We start from the raw sequence: 16,286 nt of genomic DNA on the forward strand, positions 1-16,286 counted from the left end.
TGCTCACTCACTGCTCTACTCCGAACGCTGTGGTGAACCGGACGTCGCCCTCGACGATGTCGTGCATGTCGCCGACGCCGGAGCGGAACTGCAGGGCCCGCTCGATGCCCATGCCGAAGGCGAACCCGGTGTAGACCTCCGGGTCGATGCCGCAGGCGGTGAGCACCCGCGGGTTGACCATCCCGCAGCCGCCCCACTCGACCCACTGGGGGCCGTCGCGGTGCTCGGGGAACCAGACGTCGAACTCCGCCGAGGGCTCGGTGAAGGGGAAGAAGTGCGGGCGCCACCGGGTCTGCGCGTCGGCGCCGAACAGCGAGCGGGCCAGGTGGTCCAGGGTGCCGCGCAGGTGGGCCATGGTCAGCCCCTTGTCGACGGCCAGGCCCTCGACCTGGTGGAAGACCGGGGTGTGCGTCGCGTCGAGCTCGTCGGTGCGGTAGACCCGCCCGGGCGCCACGACGTAGATCGGCGGGGTGCGCTCGAGCATGGTGCGGGCCTGGACCGGGCTGGTGTGCGTGCGCAGCACCAGGCCGGAGTCCTCCGGCGCGACGAAGAAGGTGTCGGCGAGCGAGCGGGCCGGGTGGTCGGGGCCGGTGTTGAGGGCGTCGAAGTTCAGCCACTCCGCCTCCAGCTCGGGCCCGTCGGCGACCTCGTAGCCCATCCCGACGAAGACGTCGGCGATCCGGTCGGTGAGGGTGGTCAGCGGGTGCCGGGCGCCCCGGGGGGCGCGGTCCCAGGGCAGCGTGACGTCGACGCGCTCCTCGGCCAGCACCCGCTCGTCGCGCTCGGCCTCCAGCACGGCCAGCCGCTCGGCGTAGGCGTCGGTGACCGCCACCCGGGCGGCGTTCACCCGCTTGCCGGCGTCGGAGCGGGCCGCGGGCGGCAGCGCGCCGAGCTCGCGGCGGGCCAGCAGCACCGGCGCGCGGTCGCCCAGGTGGGCCGGCCGGACGGCGGCCAGCTCGGCCAGGTCGGCGGCCCCGGCGAAGGCCTCGACCGCGGCGGTCACCGCGGCGTCGAGGGCCTCCGGGGAGAGCGCGGCGACCTGCTTGGGGTCGTAGGGATCGTTGGCGCCAGACACGGGAGGCCATTCTGCCCGGCGGACCCTCCCCCGCGCGCCCGGGTTCCCGGTCGGCCTCGTCCCCGCCCGGCCCGGCTCGCGCCCGGCCGGTCACCGCCCGGCCGCCGGAGCGGGTCATCCCTTGGGGTGGTGGCACCCGCCCGGGCCCCTCGGGTGGGCCGCCCGGGCGCCGATGGGGACCCGTGACCTCGATCGCCACCCTCACCTCGACGCTCGACGACGTCCTCCGCACCGGCAGCGTCCACAGCGTCTACCAGCCGATCGTCGAGCTCGGCACCGGACGCGTCGTCGCCTACGAGGCGCTGGCCCGCGGCCCGCAGGGTCCGCTGCACACCCCCGACGCGCTCTTCGCCGCCGCGCGCACCGCCGGCCGGCTGGCCGAGCTCGACGCCCTGTGCCGCTCCGCGGCCCTGCGCGGCGCCGTGGCCGCCCGGCTCGGCCCGCCGCTGACCGTGTTCGTCAACGTCGAGCCCGAGGTGCTGGAGTCCGCGCCCCTGGAGGACCTGCTGGCGATCGCCACCACCGCACCCGCCGGGCTGCGGGTGGTCGTGGAGATCACCGAGCGGGCGCTGGCCACCCGGCCGGCCGACCTGCTGCGCGCCGTCGAGCGGGTCCGCGAGGTCGGCTGGGGCATCGCCCTGGACGACGTGGGCGCGGAGTCCATGTCGCTGGCCTTCATGCCGCTGCTGCGCCCGGACGTCGTGAAGCTGGACCTGCGCCTGGTGCAGCAGCGCCCCGGCCCGGCGGTCGCCGAGATCATGAACGCCGTCAACGGCTACGCCGAGCGCACCGGCGCCCTGGTGCTCGCCGAGGGCATCGAGGACGAGGCCCACCTGGCCACCGCCCGCGCCCTGGGCGCCAGCCTCGGGCAGGGCTGGCACTTCGGCCGGCCCGGCGCGACCGCGGTGACCGACCGCGCCGTCGGCACGCTGCGGCTGCCCACCCCCGCCACGCTGGACGCCGACGTGCACGGCTCGCCCTTCGGCTGCCTCCCCCCGGGCACGGAGCTGCGGGTCGCCCCCAAGGCGCTGCTGATCGAGCTGAGCAAGCACCTGGAGCGGCAGGCCATGCGGCTGGGTGAGACCTGCGTCGTGGCCTCGACCTTCCAGGAGGCCCGGCACTTCACGCCGGCCACGAAGCTGCGCTACCGCGACCTCGTCGCCCGCACCGGGTTCGTCTGCGCGCTGGGCGCCGACCTGCCGGTCGAGCCGGTCCCCGGCCTGCGCGGGGCCCACCTCGACCCCGCCGACCCGGTGCGCGGCGAGTGGGACGTCGTCGTCCTCAGCCCGCACTTCAGCGCCGCCCTGCTGGCCCGCGACCTCGGCGACGGCGGCCCGGACGCGCAGCGCCGGTACGAGTACGCCCTGACCTACGAGCGGACGACCGTGGAGCTGGCGGGGATCTCCCTCGTCGCCCGGGTGGCCGCCCAGCCCGCACCGGTCCCCGAGGTCGCGGTGCCCCCGGTGCAGCTGCCGCTGGCGCAGTCGTCGCTGGTCGGGCCCACTCCCGAGGAGCCGCTGCTGTTGCGCGCGCTGGCCGCGACGACCAGCGGCGTGACGATCAGCGACATGACCGCCCCCGACCAGCCGCTCATCTACGTCAACAGCGCCTTCGAGCAGCTGGCCGGGCTGTCGGCCGCCCAGGTGCTGGGCCGCAACTGCCGCTTCCTGCAGGGTGCGGACACCGACCCGGCGATGGTCAGCCGGATGCGCTCGGCGATCAACGCCGGCCAGGAGTTCCGCGCCACCGTGCTCAACCACCGGGGCCCGCAGCGCGAGCCCTGGTGGAACGAGATCCACCTGGCGCCGGTCACCGACGCCCGCGGGGTCGTCGTCCAGTACATCGGCGTCCAGACCGACGTGACCACCCGGGTCACCGCCGAGCGCGAGCTGCTGCAGGAGCGTGACCGCACCCGCCAGCACCTGGCCCGGATCGAGGAACTGGCCTACACCGACCCGCTCACCGGCCTGCCCAACCGCCGGCGGCTCGAGGAGCGGATGGAGACCGCGCTGTGGCAGGCGCGCCTGGACGGCGGCGCGGTGGCCCTGCTGTTCCTGGACCTCGACGGCTTCAAGGCCGTCAACGACGCGCACGGGCACGCCGCCGGTGACGAGCTGCTGCAGACCGTGGCCGACCGGCTGCGCGGCCGGCTGCGCCGCGGCGACCTGCTGGCCCGGCTCGGCGGCGACGAGTTCCTCGTCGGCCTGCTGGGCCTGGACCGCACCAGCGCCCTGGCCGAGGCCGAGCGGGTCGCCGGGGACCTGCGCGCCGCGATCGAGCAGCCCGTGCCGCTCGCCGGCACCACGGTCACGGTGCAGGTGAGCATCGGCATCGCCGTGCACCCCGAGGACGGCGACGACTTCGCCCCGCTGCTGCACCGCGCCGACGCCCGGATGTACGCCGGCAAGCACCCTGCCGACCGCTGAGGCGGAGTGGGTCCGTACCGGTCACCGGCGCGGATCCACTCCGCTCACCCTTGGGCCAGCTGGGTCGCATAGAGGCAGATGGCGGCGGCGACCGAGAGGTTGAGGCTCTCCGCCCTCCCGCGCATGGGGATGCGCACCCGGGCGTCGGCGGCCGCGGCGAGCGCCGGGTCCAGGCCACGGGCCTCGTTGCCGAACAGCCACAGCACCGGACCGGCCAGCAGCCCGTCGGCGCCGGCGGCGTCCAGGGCGACCTCTCCCCCACCGTCGGCGGCCAGCACCGTGACGCCGGCGGCCTGCACCTGGGTGAGCAGCTCGGGCAGCGGCGCGCTGCGCACGACGTCGACGTGGAAGAGGCTGCCGGCGCTGCTGCGCACGACCTTGCCGTTGTAGGGGTCGGCCGAGCCCGCGCCGAAGACCACCGCGCCGGCGCCGCACGCGTCGGCGGTGCGCAGCACCGTGCCGGCGTTGCCTGGGTCGTTGAGCTCGGCCAGCGCCACGGCCAGCCGCGGCGGGTCGGTCACCAGCCGCTGCGCCGGGACGTCGCGCAGCGCGCAGACCGCGACCAGGCCCTGCGGGGTGACCGTCTCCGACAGCACGGCCGCGGCCTTGTCGGTGACCAGCCGGACCGGGACGCCCGTCCCGGCCAGCAGGTCGTGGTGCGCCTGCGCCGCGGCCTCAGTCGCGAAGAGCTCCCGCACGGCGCTGGGCTCGGCGAGGGCCTCGCTGACCGCCTGCCGGCCCTCGGCGAGGAAGGCGCCGGCGTCGTCCCGGCCGTTGCGGCGGGTGAGCTTGCGCGCGGCGACGATCCGCGCGGAGCGCTCGGTCAACAACTCGGGCACGGGGTTCCTCTCACGGGGTGGTGCACAGACAGCGACGCCGTCGCCAGCAGGTCCGGGGGACCCACCGGCGACGGCGTCGCGGGTGCTACGGGGTGGTTCAGGCAGCGGCGGTGTCGGCCTGGGCCGCGCCGGTCGCCTGCGGGTTCGCCAGGAGCGCGGCCCGGGCGGAGGCCACCAGCGAGGTGAAGGTGGCGGGCTCGTTCACGGCGAGCTCGGCCAGCACCTTGCGGTCCAGCTCGATGCCGGCCAGCTTCAGGCCCTGCATGAACCGGTTGTAGGTCATGTCGTTCTGCCGCGCCGCGGCGTTGATGCGGGTGATCCACAGCTTGCGGAAGTCACCCTTGCGAACCTTGCGGTCGCGGTAGTTGTAGGTCGCGGAGTGGAGGATCTGCTCCTTGGCCTTGCGGTACAGCCGGGACCGCTGGCCCCGGTAGCCGCTGGCGGCCTCGAGGGTCGTACGACGCTTCTTCTGGGCGTTGACCGCCCGCTTCACGCGTGCCACGTGGAAGCTCCTGTCTGCTCGTTACGGATAGGGGGCGGGATCAGATGCCGAGGAGCTTCTTCATCCGGCTGGTGTCAGCCGGGCTCAGCTCTGCCGTGCCGGAGATCCGCCGCTTCCGGGAGCCCGACTTGTGCTCGAACTTGTGCTGGTTGTTCGTGTGCTCGGCCACCAGCTTCCCGGTGCCCGTGACGCGGATCCGCTTGGCGGCGCCCTTGTGGGTCTTGTTCTTCGGCATGTCCTCGTCCTGTTCGTGGATGTCCGCGCCGGGGAGCAGCTGGGCTCCCCGGCGCGGGCGGTCTGGTGCGGTGGTGCAGGTGCGGTGTGCAGGGCCGGCTTACGCCGGGGGCGCCTGCTCGGCCGGGGCCTGCTCCTCCGCGGCTGCGTGCTTCTCCGCCTTCGCGGTGCGCCGGACGGCGTCGGAGGCCGCCTGGTTCCGGTGCGGAGCGATCACCATGACCATGTTGCGGCCGTCCTGCTTGGGGTTCGACTCCACGATCCCCAGCTCGGACACGTCCCCGGCCAGTCGCTGCAGCAGCTTGTAGCCCATCTCGGGGCGGGACTGCTCGCGACCGCGGAACATCACGGTGATCTTGACCTTGTCGCCGCCCTTGAGGAAGCGCTCGACGTGGCCCTTCTTGGTCTCGTAGTCGTGCGGGTCGATCTTGAGGCGCAGCCGCATCTCCTTGATGACGGTGAGCGCCTGGTTCCGCCGGGCCTCGCGGGCCTTCTGCGCGGCTTCGTACTTGAACTTCCCGTAGTCCATGAGCTTGGCGACGGGCGGGCGGGCCATGGGCGCGACCTCGACCAGGTCGAGCTCACTGTCCTGCGCCAGCCGCAGCGCCTCGCCGATCGACACGATGCCGACCTGCTCGCCCTCGGGTCCGACGAGGCGGACCTCGGGGACGCGGATACGGTCGTTGATACGGGGCTCGGTGATGGCCTCTCCTCTGCTGCTGCGGGGAGGAGCCGCACCCGTCCCGGGCACCGACGACAGAAGGCCCCGTGAGCTGATCGCTCACAGGGCCCACTCGCCGACTGCTGCAGCCGCGCCCTCGACGAGGGTGCGGTTCCAGCGACGACCGGACAGGCCGGTCGTCTTCCGGGGACCTGGACGCCTGTGACAGCGCCAGGTGGGAGCGGGCTCCTCTTTGGTCGGTGGTCGGATCTCGCGATCCCACCACCGGTGGTTCTCACGCCTCGATGGTGCAGGAGGAGGCGCTTGCACTGTACAGCGCCGGGGTCCGGTCCGTCATTCCCGGGGTGCGCTCCCCCGCGCAGTGCCTCAGTCCGGGTAGAGCAGGTCCTCCTTCGGCGGCGCAACAGCCGCCGCGCGGGCCTGGTGGTCGCTGAGCAGCGCGCGCAGCCCGCGGACCGCGACCAGCGCCCGCTCGCCGTCGGCGGCCTGGACGGCGGAGACGGCCAGCTCGTCGTCGTTGGTGAGCAGCAGCGTGGCCCACGGCGAGTGCTGGTCGAACCGCACCGCGCGCACGGCCTCCCAGGGCACCTCGTGGTTGACCACCACGTTGCGCACCCGCAGACCGGCGGTGTCGGCGTCGACCCGCGAGCGGCCGATCACCAGCACCCCGGCACCCATCGCCAGGCCCAGGCCCACCATCGCCACCTGGTCGGCGGTCTGGAAGGACACCACCCCGGTGGTCGAGCTCTTCAGCAGGACGGCGACCACGCTCATCGCGGCCACCAGGCCCGCCGCGGTCAGCGCGGCGATCAGCCGCAGCCGGCGCGGGACGGCGGAGACCGGAGCGGGCCCGGCGGGAGGAGGCGGGACGTCGGCGGGCACGCTCCCATCCTGCACCGCCGCACCGGCCCGCCGCCGCCGCGCGACCGGTGATCCCCGTGACCGCGGCTACACCCCGCCCGGGATCATCGACGCGCTGCAACCGGTTGGTGGGCACGTGGCAACCACCTCTCCTCCCCGTCCACCGCTCCCCCGGGCCGGTGGCGTCTTCCCGACCTCCGGCCCGGCCCCGGTGCCCGCCGCCGCCCCGCCCGTGCGCTGGGCGCCCCTCGGGGTGGCCGCCGTCCTGGCCGTCGCGCTGACCGGCTGGGTGTGGACCCGGTACGGCACCCAGCAGGGCGTCTACGCCCTCCTCGGCCTGGGCCTGGGCGTGGCGCTGTTCCACTCCCGCTTCGGCTTCACCTCCGCCTGGCGGCAGCTGGTCGCCGTCGGCAACGGCAGCGGGCTGCGCGCCCACGCCCTGCTGCTGGGCACCACGGCCACCCTGTTCGCACTCGTGCTGGGCACCGGCACCGGGCTGTTCGGCAGCACCCCCACCCCGACGTCGAGCCCGCTGGGCCTCGCGCTGGTGGCCGGCGCCGTGCTCTTCGGCATCGGCATGCAGCTCGGTGGCGCGTGCGCGTCGGGCACCCTCTACGTCGTCGGCACCGGGCAGACCTCGATCCTGCTCACCCTCGGCGGCTTCATCACCGGCACGGTGCTCTACGCCTGGGCCTTCCCGCTGGTCGACGACCTCCCGGCGCTGCCGGCGTTCACCCTGGCCGACCACATCGGCTGGGCCGGTTCCTGGGCGGTGACCCTGCTGCTGCTGGCCGCCGTCGTCGGCCTCACCTCCGTGGTCCAGCGCCGTCGCGTGCCGCCGCCGGCCGAGGAGCCCGACACCGCGCAGGGCTGGGCCCGGGCGCTGCGCGGGTCGTGGCCGAAGTGGGTCGGTGCCCTGGCGCTGGCCTTCCTCGGCGCCGGCGTGCTGCTGGCCTCCGGCAGCGCCTGGGGCATCACCAGCGCCTTCACCCTCTGGGGCTCGAAGCTGTTGCAGGCCGTCGGCCTGCACCCGGAGGGCTGGCAGTACTGGCAGCAGCCGGCCCTGGCCGCGCAGCTGGAGGGCCCGGTGCTCGCCGACCGCACGTCGCTGACGGACCTGGGCATCGTGCTGGGCGCCGCGCTGGCGTCGGCGGCCGGTGGCGCCTGGGCCCTGCACCGGCGGATCCCGCTGAACACCGCGGTGGCCGCCGTCGTCGGCGGGGTGCTGATGGGCATCGGCGCCCGGCTGGCCAGCGGGTGCAACATCGGCCAGTACCTGGCGGGCATCGCCTCCGGCAGCGCGTCGGGCTGGATCTGGGGGCTCGCCGCACTGGGCGGCACGTGGCTCGGACTGCGGGCGCGCCGGCTGTTCGGGCTGAGCGTGCCGGCACCGCGGGACAGCTCCTGCTGACCGTGTGACCGGTCCCGCCGGGGTGCGTCACACGGATGGAACACCCAGCCCCCACCATGGAGGGGTGACCGACCCCGCGCACGCCCGTCCGCTGGACGGCCCCGGCGGAGACGCCCCGGCCCAGGAGCTGCTGCCCCTGGCCGGTTACACCGTGGCGGTCACCGCGGCCCGGCGCAGCGAGGAGCTCGGCGCGCTGCTGGACCGCCGCGGTGCCCGCGTCGTCCACGCCCCCGCGATCCGCATCGTGCCGCTGTCCGACGACGCCGACCTGGTGGCCGCCACCCGGGAGGTGCTGGCCCAGCCGGTCGACCTCGTGGTGGCCACCACCGGCGTCGGCTTCCGCGGGTGGCTGGAGGCGGCCGAGGCCTGGGACCTGCCGCTGCGGGACCACCTGCTCACCTCCCGGGTGCTCGCCCGCGGGCCCAAGGCGCGCGGGGCGATCCGCGGCGCCGGGCTGGTCGACGCCTGGTCCCCGGAGTCGGAGAACTCCGCCGAGGTGCTGGCACACCTGCTCTCCGGCGCCGAGGGCCCGATCGAGGGACGCCGGATCGCCGTCCAGCTGCACGGGGACCCGCTGCCGGACCTGGTCTCCGGGCTGCGTGCGGCCGGCGCCGACGTGCTCACCGTGCCGGTGTACCGCTGGGTGCTGCCCGAGGACACCGCGCCGCTGCGCCGGCTGGTGGGCACGATCGCCGCCCGCGGGGTCGACGCGGTCACCTTCACCAGCGCCCCGGCCGCGGCCAGCCTGCTGCAGGTCGCCGGGGAGGAGGGCGTGCGCGCCGCGGTGCTCGCCGCCTTCGCCGACGCCGTCCTGGCGGTGGCCGTGGGGCCGGTGACCGCCGCCCCGCTGGAGGAGGCCGGCATCCGCACCGTGCAGCCCGAGCGTGCGCGGCTGGGGGCGCTGGCCCGCTCGGTCGTCTCCGACCTGCCCGCCCGGCACCCGGTGCTGACCTCCGGCCCGCACACGCTGCAGGTCCGCGGACACGCCGCGGTGCTCGACGGGCGGCTGGTCGAGCTGCCGCCGGGCCCGATGGCGGTGCTGCGCGCGCTCGCCCGCCGTCCTGGTGTCGTCGTCTCCCGGCCCGACCTGCTGAGCGAGCTCTCCGGCGGTGGTGACGCGCACGCGGTGGAGATGGCCGTGACCCGGCTGCGGGCCGCCCTCGGTGCGCCGGTGGTCGAGACCGTGGTCAAGCGCGGCTACCGGCTGGCGGTCTAGCCGGAGCTGCCCGTGCTCGTCCTCGCGGGGACGTGGCGGCCCGGCAGGACACACCCCCGTGGGACGACGACGGGGCGGCCGCTCCCCCGGAGGAGAGCGGCCGCCCCGCGGCGACGGAGGAGCGTCAGCTCATGCTGAGCGTCTCCGGCTCCCGCGGTGCTGCCGCCGGGGCCGGCGCGGCCGGGGCGGCGTCGGCCGGCCGACGGCTGGCCCCGGTGCGGGCGTGGGTGGCGTAGAGCGTGAGCCCGACGAAGGCCAGGCCGCCGACGAGGTTGCCCACCACGGTCGGGATCTCGTTCCAGACCAGGTAGTCCCCCAGCGAGAAGTCGCCACCGAGCATCAGCCCGGAGGGGAACAGGAACATGTTCACGATCGAGTGCTCGAAGCCCATGTAGAAGAAGATGATGATCGGCATCCACATCGCCATGATCTTGCCGGGCACCGACGTCGACATCATCGCCGCGACGACCCCGGTGGAGACCATCCAGTTGCACAGCACGCCGCGCAGGAACAGGGTCAGCATCCCGGCCGCCCCGTGCTCGGCGTAGCCCAGCGTCCGTGACTCACCGATCGTCCCGAGCCGCTCCCCGACCTCGTTGGGGGGCACGGAGAAGCCGTAGGTGAGGATCACCGCGATCATCACCGCGACGACCAGGGCGCCGGCGAAGTTGCCGGTGAAGACCAGGCCCCAGTTGCGCAGCATGCCGCGCACGGTCACGCCCTTGCGCTTGTCCAGCAGCGCCAGCGGGACCAGGGTGAACACCCCGGTCAGCAGGTCGAAGCCGAGCAGGTAGAGCAGGGTGAAGCCGACCGGGAAGAGCAGTGCGCCGACCAGCGCCTGGCCGGTCTGCACGGTGACGGTCACGGCGAAGGCCGCGGCCAGCGCCAGGATCGCGCCGGCCATGAAGGCGCGGATCAGGGTGTCGCGGGTGGCCATGAAGACCTTCGCCTCACCGGCGTCGATCATCTTGGTCACGAAGTCCTTGGGCATCACGTAGGACACGGGCGAGCTCCTCAGGTACGGGGTGGGGTGCGGCGGTGGGGCGGGGAGGCCGGGGGCGTCCGGCTGGTCACCAGCGGTAGTCGAGGAACTTCCCGTCGAGGGTGATGACGACCCGGTCGCCGTCGGGGTCGGGACGCCGGGCGATGTCGACCTTGAAGTTGATCGCGCTCATGATCCCGTCGCCGAACTCCTCGTGGATCAGCTCCTTGAGGGCCGGCCCGTACACCGACATGGCCTCCAGGAGCCGGTAGACGGTGGGGTCGGTCATCGCGGCCGGGTCCGAACCGCGGTAGGGCTGCAGCTGCAGGCTCTCGGCCACGGCCGGGTCGAGCTCCAGCAGGGCGCAGACCCCCTCGGCCTGCTCCCGGCTCATCGGGTGCTGACCCAGCAGCGCCGCGGTGCACCAGACCAGCGGCGCACCGATCCGGTCGGCGATCTGCGACCAGGACAGGCCGTGCCGGATCCGGGCCGCGACCACCAGGGCGGCGGCGTCGGACTTCGGGAGGATCGGGGACATCGAGCTCCTTGTTCGGAGGGGCGGGTGTCCGGGAGCCGCTGGGCGTCGGCTGTGCGTTCCCGTTGTCCGCGACCGTATGGAGCCCACGTGACGGCGCCCGCTCGGCGGCGTGACCCTCGCGGAACATGCACCGCACGCCCGGGCCGACTCCGCTGTGCGGCCGCGGGAACACCGCCGGAACCCCCGGACGCGCAGCGGGGCGGGACGCCGACCGCGCCCCGCCCCGCCGTCGCTCAGACGCCGGCCATCCGGTTGCCCGGGCGCAGGTAGACGGCCCAGGTGACCACGACGCAGACGACGTAGAAGGCGATGAACGCGAGGTAGGCACTGTCGCCGGTCCTGGTCTCGAGGAACGACTGCCGGAACGCGAGGTTGACCAGCACCCCGCCGAAGGCCCCGACCGCGCCGGCGATGCCGATGAGCGCACCGGACCGGCGCAGCGCCAGCCGGTCGGCGGCCACGGTGTCCCCGCCGGAGGCGACGTCGTCCATCGCCTTGGCCCGGAAGATCGCCGGGATCATCTTGTAGGTCGAGCCGTTGCCGAGGCCGCTGAGCACGAACAGCGACACGAAGCCGACCAGGAACAGCGGCAGCGACTGCTGCTTGCTGGCCACCAGCACCACCGAGGCGCCGGCGGCCATGGCGATGAAGTTCCAGAAGGTGATCCGGGCGCCGCCGAACCGGTCGGCCAGCGAGCCTCCCAGCGGGCGGATCAGCGAGCCCAGCAGCGGCCCCAGCCAGGTGAGCTGCGCGGCCGCCAGCGGGGTGGCGAAGTCGGCGGTGAACTGGTTCTGCAGCACCTGCCCGAAGGCGAACCCGAAGCCGATGAAGGAGCCGAAGGTGCCGATGTAGAGGAAGGACATGATCCAGGCGTGCGGCTGGCGGGCGACCTCCCGCATCGCCCGCGGCTGGTTGCGCGCCGAGGTCAGGTTGTCCATCACCAGCGCGGCGCCGACCGCGGCGAGCACGATGAACGGGATGTAGACGACGAGCACGATCCGCGGGCTGTCGGCGCCGGCGGTGGCCAGCACCAGCAGGCCGAGCAGCTGGACGACCGGGACGCCGAGGTTGCCGCCGCCGGCGTTGAGCCCGAGCGCCCAGCCCTTGAGCCGGGTCGGGTAGAAGGCGTTGATGTTGGTCATGGAGCTGGCGAAGTTGCCGCCGCCCACGCCGGCCAGGCAGGAGACGAACAGCAGCGTGGAGTAGGAGACCCCCGGCTCCAGCACGACCGCGGTGGCGATGGTGGGAACCAGCAGCAGGGCGGCGCTGATGATCGTCCAGTTGCGGCCACCTAACTTGGCCACGGCGAAGGTGTAGGGCAGCCGGACGAAGGCGCCCAGCGCCGTCGGCAGGGTGGTGAGCAGGAACTTGCCGGCCGGGTCGATGCCGAACACCGGCTCGGGCAGGAACAGCACCAGCACCGACCACAGGCTCCAAATCGAGAAGCCGATGTGCTCGGAGAACACGGAGAAGAACAGGTTGCGGCGGGCGACGGGCTTGCCGGTGGACTCCCAGAAGTCCGGGTCCTCGGGGCGCCAGTCGTCGATCCAGCGGCCGCCGAGACGGCCGGGCTGGTGCGGGGTCGGCGGGGCGGTGGTCTCGGTGACGGAGCTGGCCATGGCGGAACGGTCTCGGGTCGGTGTGCCCTCGTCGTTGCCGAGGCGGTGACCTCGTGTTCCGTTGTGCTCACTGCTCCTGCCCCGCTGTGGTGAGGGCCGCGGTCGGCCGGGTGCGCTCCTGAGCGGGGCGGGCCATGATCACCGCGTGAGGGACTCCCGCGGGAACGAGCGCTCCCCCGGCCGCGACCTGGTCGAGACCGGTGAGCTGGTCGCCGGGTCGATGACCCGCGCCGTCGCCGGGCTGCTGTTCGACCCCGAGGGCAGCGCGGTGCGGCTGGACGAGCGGCTGGCCGGCTGCCTGCGCGAGGCGGCCACCACCGCCGCGGACCTGCCGCTGACCTGGGAGCGCGCCCGCGCCGGCGCCGTCCTGGCCTTCACCGCCGAGCTCTCGGTCACCCGGTCCGCCCAGGGCCGGCCGGTGCGCACCGACGGCTTCTTCCACGTCAGCACCGCGGCCCGCTCGGCCGCCGAGCGCCTGGTCGAGGACGTCGTCCAGGCCGCGCGGGCCACGACCGAGGAGCGCCGGGTGCGGCACCTGGGCTACCTCGTCGCCGAGGTGGTCGTCTCCCCCGACGTCGACGGCGCGCTCGCCGCCCGCGCGCTCCAGCTGGCGCAGTCGTGCAGCTGGCGGCAGCTGGTGTTCCTGGCCGCCGTCGGCCGGCGCGACCGCACACCGCTGCCGGTGGGCTCGCTGGAGGACTCCCCGCGTGCGTGGCGGGCCTGGGGTGCCCGCGAGGACCTCACCGACCTGCAGCGCGCCGGACTGCTCGACCCGGCCCCGGTCGCCGTCCGGCCCGGGGCGGTGCAGCCGCGGTTGCGGCCCGCCGACCTGCGGCTGACCCGCCGCGGGGTGCTGGTGCACCGGCTGCTGGCGCTGGACTTCGTGCGCGAGGACGACGTGGCCGCCGCGGTCGCCGACCTGGACCTGCCCACCTCCTGACCGGGGGTCCGCCACCACGTCGCCCTCGCGGTCGGCCCCGGCGCGGAGGCCCGTGCGGGGCGGACCATGGACCTCGCCGGGCACCCGGCGGGACGGAGGGCACGTGCGCATCGACGACGACGTCGAGGGCCCGGCCGCCGCCTGGCCGCTCGCCGTGCTGCTCACCGACGACCGCGCCGACGCCGAGGCCCTGATGACCACGGCGCTGGCCGGACGGCACCGGGAGCCCGCGGCGCTGCGGCGGGCGGTGGCGCGCGCAGCGCTGGACGTCGCCGACCGTCCCGCGTCGGCGTCCCCGCCACGCGACCCCGCTGCCGCGGCGGTGGCCGCCACCCTGCGCGCCCTCCCCCGCCGCACCCGCGTGCTGGCCGTCGTCCACCTGCTCGACCCGCCGTCGGCCGGGGAGCTCCGGGCCACCGCGGCCGAGTGCGACGCGGCCGTGGCCGCGCTGGCCGCGGAGCTCGGCCCGCAGGACGCCCGTGCCCGGGCCGAGCGGGAGGCCCTCGAGGCACCCTTCCGGGCCCCCGGCTCACCGCCGCCGGTGCGCGGGCCCGACCGCACGCCGCTGCCCGACCGGCTGCGCGCGCTGGCCGCCGGCACCGAGCTCACCGCCGCGCAGACCGCCGCCCTGGAGCGGGACGCCGCCGAGCGGCGGCGGTCCCGCCGGCGGACCCGGCTGCGGGTGCTCGCCGCTGTCCTGGCGCTGGCTGGGCTGGCCGCGCTCGTCCGGGTGGTCCCGTGGCCGGGCGCGGCGGCCCCGCCCGTCGACGTCTTCGCCGGCCCGACCCGGGGGTCGCTCGCCGGCGACGCCGAGTTCCTGACCGAACTGCAGGCCCAACGCTGGGCGGGCACCGACCTGGCCACCCAGCCACCGCCGGCCGAGCGCCGGGTGGTGTGGGCCGCCGACGTGGACGGCGGGCGCGCCGCGCTCGTGGTCAGCGGCACCGGCCGCGACTTCGCCGCCGCCTGGTTCGCCGGCCCGCCCGGCGCCATGCCCCGCGGTATGCGGGTGCAGGGCGTGCAGCTCGCCCCGGACCGGTCGCTGCCGGTGGCGCTGGCCGCGCCGGTGAGTGGCGCGCTCGTGGTCGTCGGCGCCGAGGGCGACCGGGTGGAGGTGTCACCGCGGCCGGAGGTCGCCGCCGACGGCACCGTGAGCCGCACCTTCTCCCCGGCGACCACCGTCGACGGGGTGACCACCGTGGAGCTGCCCCAGTCGACCCGCACCGACACCCCGGCAGTCCGGTTCACCGTGGTCCGGGACGGGAGCGAGCTGGCGGCCGGCCCGCTGGACCTGGTCACCGAGCCCGACCCAGGTCCGCCGTGGCTGCCCCGGCTCCGGCCCGCTCCCCCGCCGGCAGCCGGGGACGCGGCGGTCGACGACCAGCTCGAGGACCTGCTGGGCCGGCTGGGCCAGCGGGGTGACACCTCGGGGACCACCGTGCTGTGGGCCGGTGACCTGCCCGGTCGCGACGACCGGCCGGTGCGGACCACCCTCGTGGCGGTGCCGCAGCCCTCCGGCGCGGTCGTGGTCATCGCGCCCCACGGCACCACCGCCGACCTCAGCGGCCGGGCCGACAGCGCCTCGTGCGTGACCGGGACGCTGCCGGCCGGTCCGCCGCTTGGCCAGCGGGTGGTCGCGGTGCGCTGCGACCTCGGGGGGAGCGGGCCGGTGCTGCTCGTCGTCGGCCCCCGGGGGGCGGGCACGGTGCGCCTGTTCGACGAGACCGGCGCCGCTCTGGACGACCGCCCGATGGACGACGGGGTCGCGGTCCTCACCTCCCCTGCCCTCGTGGCCGCCGTCCAGGTGACCACCGCCGACGGCCGGACCGTCGGCGCACCGGTGGTCGAGGAGACCGACCTGCGGGGCTGAGTGCACCGGCAGGATCGCCACGCCCGCCGCCGAGCCAGGAGCGACCGATGACCCCCTGCCGTCCACCCGTCGCGACGTCCTGCGGGGTGGTGAGGACGCTCCCCGCGTCCGTCGCGGTCAGGGTCCTGGACCGCGACGGCACCGAGCTGTCCCGCGTCGAGGCCGGACCCGACGGGGTCCGCGTGGGCGGGACGGAGGAGTGCAGCGGCCCGCACGAGGCGACGGTGACCGTCCCCGCTCCCTGAGTCAGCCGGTCGTGCGTCCTGCCGCGGAGCGGGCGTAGGCGCCCGGGGTGGTGTCGAGCATCCGGCGGAAGTGCCGGGTCAGGTGCGACTGGTCGGCGAACCCGGCGGCCGTGGCGACCTCCGCGGCGGGCACGCCGGCCAGCAGCAGCCGGCGGGCGAGGTCGATCCGGCGGCCGGTGAGGTAGCGGTGCGGCGGCAGCCCGTGCCGGCGGGTGAAGGCCCGCACCACCGACGTCGGGTGCACCCCGAACGCCTCCGCGGTCTCGGTCAGCGACAGCCCCTCGGCCACCCGGGCGTCGATCAGGTCGCGCACCCGGTCGGCGAGGGCGTCGTCGCGCACGTCGGGGACAGCGACCACCGCACGGTCCAGGTGCTGGGCCAGCCGCTCGAGCACGAAGCCCAGCCGGCTCTCCGCCTCCAGGGCGTCACCGCCCCGCAGGACCGCGTGCAGCGCCGACAGCCGCACCCGCAGCGCCGGGTCGTCGACGCCCGGCCGGTCGACCGCGGTGCCCACCCGGCCGGCGCCGAGCGTGCCCGGCTCCAGGTACAGCACCCGCTTGCGGAAACCGGCCGCCGAGGACGACCGGCCGTCGTGCGGGACGCCGGGCGGCAGCAGGGTGACCAGGCCACGGGTGGCGCCGTGGGGGTGCCGGTCCAGGTCGTAGCGGACCGCGCCGTCGTCGACGAGCAACAACGTCCACGCCTCGTGGGTGTGCGCCGGGTAGACGTGGTCGGTGAAGTGCGCGTGCAGCACCTCGGTCAGCCCCGGCACGTCGGGCCGCCACGCCGTCACCTCGGCCACGTCAGGAACGTACAAGACCGGGAACGGGACCAGCCCCGACGCTG

Annotated in this window: 15 protein-coding genes; 5 read left to right on the forward strand and 10 right to left on the reverse strand. The window is 75.3% G+C overall.

From position 1 onward, the window contains the following. Positions 1–7 precede the first annotated feature (7 nt). Positions 8–1,075, reverse strand: coding sequence for a phenylalanine--tRNA ligase subunit alpha (gene pheS / locus O2W14_RS04325; protein ID WP_269174847.1), 1,068 nt, complete (start codon positions 1,073–1,075; stop codon positions 8–10). 182 nt (positions 1,076–1,257) lie between these two features. Here pheS and O2W14_RS04330 point away from each other — a divergent pair, with 182 nt between their 5' ends. Then, a complete protein-coding gene (locus tag O2W14_RS04330; protein WP_269174848.1) occupies positions 1,258–3,501 on the forward strand; it encodes a diguanylate cyclase domain-containing protein in 2,244 nt (747 codons plus the stop codon). 44 nt (positions 3,502–3,545) lie between these two features. Here the strand turns inward: O2W14_RS04330 and O2W14_RS04335 are convergent, their stop codons facing one another. The 5 genes from O2W14_RS04335 to O2W14_RS04355 all read right to left on the reverse strand — a co-directional run bounded on the left by O2W14_RS04335 (position 3,546) and on the right by O2W14_RS04355 (position 6,640). Beyond that, a complete protein-coding gene (locus O2W14_RS04335; protein WP_269174849.1) occupies positions 3,546–4,340 on the reverse strand; it encodes a TrmH family RNA methyltransferase in 795 nt (264 codons plus the stop codon). Positions 4,341–4,437: 97 nt separating this feature from the next. Beyond that, a complete protein-coding gene (gene rplT / locus O2W14_RS04340; protein ID WP_269174850.1) occupies positions 4,438–4,842 on the reverse strand; it encodes a 50S ribosomal protein L20 in 405 nt (134 codons plus the stop codon). Positions 4,843–4,882: 40 nt separating this feature from the next. After that, complete coding sequence (rpmI, locus tag O2W14_RS04345; RefSeq protein ID WP_269174851.1) at positions 4,883–5,077, reverse strand: 50S ribosomal protein L35; 195 nt, start codon at positions 5,075–5,077, stop codon at positions 4,883–4,885. Positions 5,078–5,176: 99 nt separating this feature from the next. Then, the gene (gene infC / locus O2W14_RS04350) at positions 5,177–5,827 is read right to left on the reverse strand and encodes a translation initiation factor IF-3 (RefSeq protein WP_269174852.1); all 651 of its coding nucleotides are present in this window, start codon (positions 5,825–5,827) and stop codon (positions 5,177–5,179) included. Between the two features lie 297 nt (positions 5,828–6,124). Next, complete coding sequence (locus O2W14_RS04355; RefSeq protein ID WP_269174853.1) at positions 6,125–6,640, reverse strand: PH domain-containing protein; 516 nt, start codon at positions 6,638–6,640, stop codon at positions 6,125–6,127. 115 nt (positions 6,641–6,755) lie between these two features. Between O2W14_RS04355 and O2W14_RS04360 the strand changes: the two genes are divergently transcribed. After that, complete coding sequence (locus O2W14_RS04360) at positions 6,756–8,030, forward strand: YeeE/YedE family protein (protein WP_269174854.1); 1,275 nt, start codon at positions 6,756–6,758, stop codon at positions 8,028–8,030. A gap of 64 nt (positions 8,031–8,094) precedes the next feature. Continuing rightward, positions 8,095–9,246 (forward strand): uroporphyrinogen-III synthase, encoded by a 1,152-nt coding sequence (locus tag O2W14_RS04365; protein ID WP_269174855.1) that lies wholly within the window; start codon positions 8,095–8,097, stop codon positions 9,244–9,246. Between the two features lie 124 nt (positions 9,247–9,370). Here the strand turns inward: O2W14_RS04365 and O2W14_RS04370 are convergent, their stop codons facing one another. The 3 genes from O2W14_RS04370 to O2W14_RS04380 all read right to left on the reverse strand — a co-directional run bounded on the left by O2W14_RS04370 (position 9,371) and on the right by O2W14_RS04380 (position 12,385). Continuing rightward, positions 9,371–10,249, reverse strand: a complete 879-nt coding sequence (locus tag O2W14_RS04370) for a formate/nitrite transporter family protein (RefSeq protein ID WP_269174856.1) — start codon at positions 10,247–10,249, stop codon at positions 9,371–9,373. 67 nt (positions 10,250–10,316) lie between these two features. Further along, the gene (cynS, locus tag O2W14_RS04375; protein WP_269174857.1) at positions 10,317–10,766 is read right to left on the reverse strand and encodes a cyanase; all 450 of its coding nucleotides are present in this window, start codon (positions 10,764–10,766) and stop codon (positions 10,317–10,319) included. Between the two features lie 233 nt (positions 10,767–10,999). After that, complete coding sequence (locus O2W14_RS04380) at positions 11,000–12,385, reverse strand: nitrate/nitrite transporter (RefSeq protein ID WP_269174858.1); 1,386 nt, start codon at positions 12,383–12,385, stop codon at positions 11,000–11,002. A gap of 145 nt (positions 12,386–12,530) precedes the next feature. Between O2W14_RS04380 and O2W14_RS04385 the strand changes: the two genes are divergently transcribed. Then, a complete protein-coding gene (locus O2W14_RS04385; RefSeq protein ID WP_269174859.1) occupies positions 12,531–13,325 on the forward strand; it encodes a hypothetical protein in 795 nt (264 codons plus the stop codon). A gap of 103 nt (positions 13,326–13,428) precedes the next feature. After that, positions 13,429–15,195: a hypothetical protein gene (locus O2W14_RS04390; protein ID WP_269174860.1), complete on the forward strand. Its 1,767-nt coding sequence runs from the start codon at positions 13,429–13,431 to the stop codon at positions 15,193–15,195. Positions 15,196–15,441: 246 nt separating this feature from the next. Here O2W14_RS04390 and O2W14_RS04395 read toward each other — a convergent pair whose 3' ends face one another. Continuing rightward, positions 15,442–16,242: a helix-turn-helix domain-containing protein gene (locus tag O2W14_RS04395; RefSeq protein ID WP_269174861.1), complete on the reverse strand. Its 801-nt coding sequence runs from the start codon at positions 16,240–16,242 to the stop codon at positions 15,442–15,444. Positions 16,243–16,286: the final 44 nt, after the last annotated feature.

Source organism: Modestobacter sp. VKM Ac-2986, assembly GCF_026967795.1.
Lineage (GTDB): Bacteria > Actinomycetota > Actinomycetes > Mycobacteriales > Geodermatophilaceae > Modestobacter.